Consider the following 6475-nt stretch of genomic DNA (forward strand, 5'->3'; position numbering starts at 1 on the left):
GCCAGGTACGGCCGGTTCGCGTGACCAGGTGGTCGCCGCCCTTCAGCCGGCGCCGTAGCGGAGGCCGTCGACGAGGACGGCGACCAAGCGCCTGCCGTGCCCCGGCTCGCGGCCGGGAACGGGCTGGCACAACAACGTGATTGCGTACAGGAGGTCCTCGGCGCCGAGGTCGTCGCGGATCGCGCCGTCGGCGGCCGCCGCGTCGAGCAGGGCCGTGAGCGTGGGAACCAGCCGCTCCATGAAGTAGCCGGGCAGCCCTTCGAACGCCGGATCGCCCGAGTGCAGGGCCGAGGCGAGCCCGCGCTTGGTCCCGAGGAGTTCGACGAACCGGTCGATCCAGAGCGAAAGCGCCCGCTCCGGCGGGTGGGCGGTGCTCAGCTCGGGGCCGGCGTCGGCGACGACGTCGATCCCGGTCCGCACGACGGCCTTGACCAGGTCCGAGCGCTGGGGGAAGTGCCGGTACAGCGTGCCGACGCCGACTCCGGCGAGGTCGGTGATCTCTTTCGCCGGGGCGTCGACGCCGGAGGTGTCGAAGACCGTCCGCGCCGCCTCGATCAAGGCCTCGACGTTGCGTTGGGCGTCGGCGCGCCGCCGCCGGGTCTCCTGGGTCACTTCGCCCCTCTCGGTTGCGTAACCGGAAAGCTTTTCCGTATAGTTCCGGAATAGGTTTCCACTTACGGCCAGCGTACGGCATCGGCGCCGGCCGGCACCTCGACGGGAAGAGAACCCATGCACTACCGCACCCTCGGCCGGACCGGGATCAAGGTCAGCCCGTACGCGCTCGGCGCGATGATGTTCGCGACCTCCTTCGGCAATCCCGACCCGGACGACTCCGCCCGCATGATCCACAAGGCACTGGACGCGGGGATCAACTTCGTCGACACCGCCGACGCCTACGACGACTCCGAAGAGGTCGTCGGCAAAGCGTTGCGGGGCCGCCGCGACGACGTCGTGCTCGCCACCAAGTTCGGCCGGCAGGTCGGCGACGACCCGCACCACCAAGGCGCGTCCCGGCGCTGGATCGTCACCGCCGTCGAGAACTCGTTGCGGCGCCTGGGGGTCGACCACATCGATCTCTACCAGCTGCACCGCACCGACCCCGCGACGGACGTCGAGGAAACGCTTTCCGCCCTGACCGACCTGCTCCGCGCCGGCAAGATCCGCGCGATCGGCACGTCCCAGAGCCTCGCGTCCGACATCGTCGAGGCCCAGTGGGTCGCCGAACGGAGCGGCCTGGCGCGGTTCCGCGCCGAGCAGGCGGCCTACTCCCTCCTCAACCGCGGCGTCGAACGCGAAGTGCTGCCGCTGGCCGAGCGCTTCGGCATGGGCACGCTGATCTGGGGCCCGCTCGGTCAGGGCCTGCTCACCGGGCGCGTCCGCAAGGGCGAGCGGAACGACCTGCGCCGGGCGCACCTGCTCAAGCACCTCACCGACGAACGCCGGCTCGACGTCGTCGAGCAGCTCGTTCCGCTGGCCGCCGAAGCCGGCCTGCCGATGACCCACCTCGCGATGGCCTTCGTCATCGCCCACCCCGGCGTCACCAGCGCACTGCTCGGCCCGCGGACCATGCCCCAGCTCGACGACCTGCTGGCCGGCGTGGAGGTCCGGCTCACCGACGACGTCCTCGACCGCATCGACGAAATCGTGCCGCCGGGCACCAACATCGGCACGCTCGACCAGAACTACCAGCCGCCGGCCGTGCACGACCCGGGCCTGCGCCGCCGCCCGCTCGCCGAGCGCGCCGCAGCCTAGCCGGGTCGAGCGTCAGGGGACGAGGAGGCCGATCGCGGTGGTCATGCGGCCGAGATACGCCTCCCGGGTTTCCACCTGGTGCTTCACCCCGACCGACGCGCTGATCAAGGTCTGCGCGACACCCGTCGCGGCCTTCCCGCCCACCGCGGCGACGACGAGCTCTTCGAACCGCTTCGGGGCCGTGCGGGTGATCGGCCCGAGCAGGTCCGGGTTCTGTTCGATCACCGCCGGGACGTCGCGGCTCATCGGCCCGACGTAGCGGCCGGCCCACCGGTCGAACGCGCCGGCCAGCCGCTCCCGCAACGGCTTTCCGGGGTCGGCGAGGATCTCCTCGGCCGCGGCGAGGTCCTGCTCGATCGCCCGGGTGACCGCCGCCCGGAACAGGTACTGCTTGGACGTGAACAGGAAGTACAGGCCCGGCCGGGAGATCCGGGCCGCGCGCGCGACCTCCTCCATGGAGGTCTTCCGGTACCCGTGCCGGGCGAACGTCAGCAGCGCCGACTCGAGCACCGCGTCACGACGACCGGTCTCGGTGGCGTCCGGAGCTTCGGAAACGGCCATGCGAGGACTCTACGGGCCCTGACCCAACTATACAAGATCTGCTTAGTCTGTATAGTGCGTTCATGACCGCGCGAAAGCTCATCACCACGCCGTTCACCGCCACCAGCACCGCGGACGACGTGCTGGCGGGCGTCGACCTCGGGGGCGTCCGCGCGATCGTCACCGGGGCGGCGTCCGGCATCGGCGCGGAAACCGCTCGCGCGCTGGCCGCCGCGGGGGCCGAGGTGACCCTGGCCGTCCGGAACACCGCCGCCGCGACCGCGGGGCCCCGTTCGCGGGTCGCCCGGCTCGACCTCGCCGACCCGGTGTCCGTCCGCCGGTTCACGCAAGCCTGGGACGGGCCCCTGCACCTCCTGGTGAACAACGCGGGCATCGTCACCGGCGGGCCGGCCTCCACCGCGCAGGGCTGGGAGCTGCAGTTCGCGACGAACCACCTCGGCCACTTCGCTCTGGCCACCGGTCTGCACGCGGCGCTGGTCCGCGGCGCCGCGGACCGCGGCGAGGCCCGGATCGTCTCGGTCAGCTCGACGGCGCACATGCGCGCCGGCATCGACTTCACCGACCTGCACTTCACCCGCCGCGCCTACGACCCCCAAATCGCTTACGCGCAATCGAAAACGGCGAACTCGCTGTTCGCGGTCGAAGCAACCCGCCGCTGGGCGGCCGACGGGATCTTCACGAACACCGTCAACCCCGGCGGAGTCGCGACCGGACTGCAACGGAACTTCACCCCGGCACAGAAACGATCCCTCGCCGCGGCCGAAGCCGCGGGCGTCTTCGCCTACAAGACGGTCGGACAGGGAGCGGCGACGAGCGTCGTCGCGGCGGTCGCGCCCCAGTTCGCCCACACCGGCGGTCACTACCTCGACGACGCGCAAGAGGCGTACACCGTGCCGGACGACGCCGAACTCGCCGACCACCCGCACGGGGTGAAGGAATGGGCCCTCGACCCGGCCACCGCGGAGCGCCTCTGGAAGGTGTCGGCGACCCTGACCCGGAACTGACCACGGGCGGTGCCGGAAGAAGTTCTGCGTGGAGGTACACGGATCGCGCGCCGCGGCAGTCTTCCTAGTGATGGCTCACTACGAGGACTTCGTCCGGGCGCACCTGCCGCGGTTGCTGCGCTACGCGACGATGCTGACCGGGGAGCGGGAACAGGCCGCCGACCTGGTGCAGGACGTGCTGGTCAAGGCGTACCGACGGTGGTCGCGGGTCAGCGACGCCGAGCACCCCGACCGTTACGTCCTGCGGATGGTGACCAACGACTACCTGTCCTGGCGGCGCAGCCGGTCGGCGCGGTTGATCGCCGTGGGCGACCCGCCGGACGAGGCGCGGCCGGACGACTTCGCGTCGGACCACGCGGCACGTGAGGACATGTGGCAGCGCCTGGCGCGGTTGCCCCGGCGCCAGCGCGCGGTCGTGGTGCTCCGGTACTACGAGCAGCTCGCCGACGCCGACATCGCCGACCTGCTCGGCTGCGCCCAGGCCACCGTGCGGGCCCACGCCCGCAAAGCCCTGACGACCCTGCGACACGGCCTGAGCATCGACCGGATGGTCCAGGCGAAGGAGAGCTGATGGACATCGAGAACCTGATCAAGGACACCTTCACCGCCCACGAGCCCGACGCCCCCGACAGCGACCAGGTACTGGCGGCCACGCGTGAGCGCCTCGACCGCCGGCGCGCCGTGGTGAGCCGTCCGCTCGCGGCCGCCGGAGTGGTCCTGCTCGTCCTGGCCGCGGTCGCCGTCGTCGCGCTGAACCGGCCCGCGCGCGACAGCCAGGTGGCCACCGGCGCCGGCCCGACCGGCGGTTCGGCCGCCGTCGCGGCGCCGGCCAAGCCGGCCATCGCGGAGCTGGCCATGCCCTACTCCCTCGGCTGGCTGCCGCCGGGCAAGGCCGACTACCTCGCGCGCCGGATCAACATCGGTGGCAGCGCGGCGCAGCCCGACAAGCCGGTGTACGGCGGCGAGTACATGCTGACCGTCACGTCCGGGCCTCAGGTCCTGCTCGTGGACGTGCAGGAAATGCGGATGATGCCGGTCGGGCAGGCCGCCTTCAAGTCCGGTCCGGGCCGGCCCGTCACCCTCGGCGGACGGGCCGGCGTGGAGAGCTCGCACTCCGGCGGCCCGGGCGGTTACGAGGTGTACCTGACCCACCCCGATGGCGGCTCGCTGTACGTCAACGTGGCCGCGGAGCCGGGCAGCACGGCGTCGGCGCAGCAACTGACCGACGCGGGCCGCCGCGTCGCGGAGAACGTCACCTTCCCGGGCAAGGCCACCGTCACCCCGGCGTTCGGCCTCGGCAAGCTGCCCGACGGCCTGCGGATGTGCACGTTCGACGTCGAGAAGGGCGGCCCGAGCGGCCCGAGCGGTTCGCGCACGAGCTACTCGGTGGGCACGTGCGCCACCTTGCCGCCGGTCCAGGTCCGCAGCGACGAGCCCGGCCAGGTGCATGGCACCGCGGGGCAACCGGTCCAGGGACACGAGACCCGCTATGTGGACGAGCACGGTTACCGCACGCTCTGGATCCTCAAGGCCGTCCACGACGCGCCAGTCGCCATCGCGGGACCCGGCGCGCAGGCGGAGCTGTACGCCATCGCCGACCACCTCGTCCTGCCCCGCTGAGGTCTCGTGGGTCCTCTTCGGACGCGACCGAGGAGGACCCACGCTCGGCGTCGAAGCGATCACGCTTCCTCGCGCACCAGCCGTTGCGCCGCACGTCCGATGGCGGTTTCGACCGCGCCCACCCGGTCGGCCAGCAGGCCCACCGCGCCGACCGCGCGGCTCATCGGATCCTCGTCGTCGCCGCCCAGCGCCTGCGCCCGCAGGTACGCGGCCTTGACGTCGGCCCACCGCCGGGCCTGGTCTTCGGACAGGCGTCCCCGCAGCTCGGCCAGCTTGAGCAGGTTGGCTTCGGCGCCCGAAGTCAGCGTCTGCGCCTCGCCCGCGTAGTGGTCGTCGATCAGGGCCTCGAGTTCCGCGTCGTTCATCGCGGGCACGATCCGCTCGGCCAGCTTGGTCATGTTCCGGTACGAACCCTGCAGCTGGAACGGCGGTTCCGTGCGGGACGCGTCCGCCTGCGCCGCCGAAGCGATGTAGGCCTGGTTGTTCGCCAGCACGGTCCGCTGCACCCGCAGGAGCTTCCGCAGCACCGCGAGGATCTGCTCCAGCTCCGTCGCCGAATACGCCTGCGAAAGCTGGTCGGCGCGCACGGAACCGTCACCGCGCGCCATCCGCACCAGGACGTCCACATCGGACCGCTCCCGCGAGACGAGCGGGGCCAGCACGGGGTTCGACGTCAGCGAGTTCTCGACGTAGCTCAGCGCGAAGAGGTCCTCCTTGCCGGACAGCACGTCGCCGAGGTTCCACACGTCCGCGCGGTTGGCGAGCATGTCGGGGATGCGGAACCGCTTGCCCTGCTCGGTGTACGGGTTGCCGGCCATGCACACCGCGAACCGCTTGCCGCGCAGGTCGTAGGTCCGCGTGCGGCCCTCCCACACGCCTTCCATCCGCCGCTGCGCGTCGCACAGCGAGATGAACTTCTGCAGCAGCTCCGGTGACGTGTGCTGGATGTCGTCGAGGTACAGCAGCACGTTGTTGCCCTGCTCCAGCGCGAACGAGATCTTCTCGACCTCCTGCCGCGCGGTCGCGTTGGGCGCGTCGGCCGGGTCGACGGAGGTGACGTCGTGGCCGAGCGCCGGCCCGTTGACCTTCACGAACACCAGTCCGAGCCGGCTGGCGACGTACTCCATGAGCGTCGTCTTGCCGTACCCCGGCGGTGAAATCAGCAGGAGCAGGCCGGACTGGTCGGTGCGCCTGGCGTCCCCGGTCGCGCCGAGCTGCTTGGCCAGGTTGTCGCCGATCAGCGGCAGGTAGACGTCGTCGAGCAGCCGGTTGCGCACGAAGGCGCTCATCACCTTCGGCCGGTACTCGGCCAGCCGGAGCCGGTCGCGTTCGGCCGCGACGAGCTCGTTGCGCAGCCGCTGGTAGGCGCGGAACCCCGGCACGCGGTCACGCCGGAACCGGTGCGTCCTGGCCAGCACCTCGTCCAGCCGCAGCGTCACCGACCGCCCGGTGAGCCGCGGGTGCGCGCCGAGCAGACCGTCCACAGTGGTCGTCAGCGTCGCCGACGAGTCGTACCGCGGGAGGTCGCACAGCTCGAT

The 6475-nt window shown here is 71.6% G+C and carries 7 protein-coding genes; 4 read left to right on the forward strand and 3 right to left on the reverse strand.

Annotated features, from left to right (window positions below; genetic code table 11):
- Positions 1–42 precede the first annotated feature (42 nt).
- A complete protein-coding gene (locus ABZ342_RS45305; RefSeq protein WP_360487216.1) occupies positions 43–612 on the reverse strand; it encodes a TetR/AcrR family transcriptional regulator in 570 nt (189 codons plus the stop codon).
- 117 nt (positions 613–729) lie between these two features.
- On the opposite strand from ABZ342_RS45305, the gene ABZ342_RS45310 reads away from it, so the two are divergent.
- The gene (locus ABZ342_RS45310) at positions 730–1752 is read left to right on the forward strand and encodes an aldo/keto reductase (protein WP_360487219.1); all 1023 of its coding nucleotides are present in this window, start codon (positions 730–732) and stop codon (positions 1750–1752) included.
- A 12-nt stretch (positions 1753–1764) separates the two neighbouring features.
- Here the strand turns inward: ABZ342_RS45310 and ABZ342_RS45315 are convergent, their stop codons facing one another.
- Entirely contained in the window at positions 1765–2313 is a 549-nt protein-coding gene (locus ABZ342_RS45315; protein ID WP_360487222.1) for a TetR/AcrR family transcriptional regulator, read from the reverse strand.
- Positions 2314–2375: 62 nt separating this feature from the next.
- On the opposite strand from ABZ342_RS45315, the gene ABZ342_RS45320 reads away from it, so the two are divergent.
- From ABZ342_RS45320 to ABZ342_RS45330, 3 genes are all read left to right on the forward strand, one after another.
- Positions 2376–3317 carry an SDR family NAD(P)-dependent oxidoreductase gene (locus ABZ342_RS45320; protein WP_360487225.1) on the forward strand — a complete coding sequence of 314 codons (942 nt, stop codon included), beginning with the start codon at positions 2376–2378 and terminating at the stop codon, positions 3315–3317.
- Positions 3318–3387: 70 nt separating this feature from the next.
- Positions 3388–3888, forward strand: a complete 501-nt coding sequence (locus ABZ342_RS45325; protein ID WP_360487228.1) for a SigE family RNA polymerase sigma factor — start codon at positions 3388–3390, stop codon at positions 3886–3888.
- Positions 3888–4937: a hypothetical protein gene (locus tag ABZ342_RS45330; RefSeq protein WP_360487231.1), complete on the forward strand. Its 1050-nt coding sequence runs from the start codon at positions 3888–3890 to the stop codon at positions 4935–4937. Before ABZ342_RS45325 ends, ABZ342_RS45330 begins: the two co-directional genes overlap by 1 nt.
- Before the next feature lie 59 nt (positions 4938–4996).
- On the opposite strand, the gene ABZ342_RS45335 is transcribed toward ABZ342_RS45330, so the two are convergent.
- The coding region (locus tag ABZ342_RS45335; protein WP_360487234.1) for an AAA family ATPase at positions 4997–6475 on the reverse strand (1479 nt) is incomplete at its 5' end.

The sequence above is a fragment of the Amycolatopsis sp. NPDC005961 genome (assembly GCF_040629235.1).
GTDB classification, from domain to species: domain Bacteria; phylum Actinomycetota; class Actinomycetes; order Mycobacteriales; family Pseudonocardiaceae; genus Amycolatopsis; species Amycolatopsis camponoti.

What these genes read in the sequence shown, in the direction of transcription:
- ABZ342_RS45310 (WP_360487219.1), top strand. Translation starts at nt 730, where the DNA reads ATGCACTACCGCACCCTCGGCCGGACCGGGATCAAGGTCAGCCCGTAC.
- ABZ342_RS45315 (WP_360487222.1), bottom strand. Translation starts at nt 2,313, where the DNA reads ATGGCCGTTTCCGAAGCTCCGGACGCCACCGAGACCGGTCGTCGTGAC.
- ABZ342_RS45320 (WP_360487225.1), top strand. Translation starts at nt 2,376, where the DNA reads ATGACCGCGCGAAAGCTCATCACCACGCCGTTCACCGCCACCAGCACC.
- ABZ342_RS45325 (WP_360487228.1), top strand. Translation starts at nt 3,388, where the DNA reads ATGGCTCACTACGAGGACTTCGTCCGGGCGCACCTGCCGCGGTTGCTG.
- ABZ342_RS45330 (WP_360487231.1), top strand. Translation starts at nt 3,888, where the DNA reads ATGGACATCGAGAACCTGATCAAGGACACCTTCACCGCCCACGAGCCC.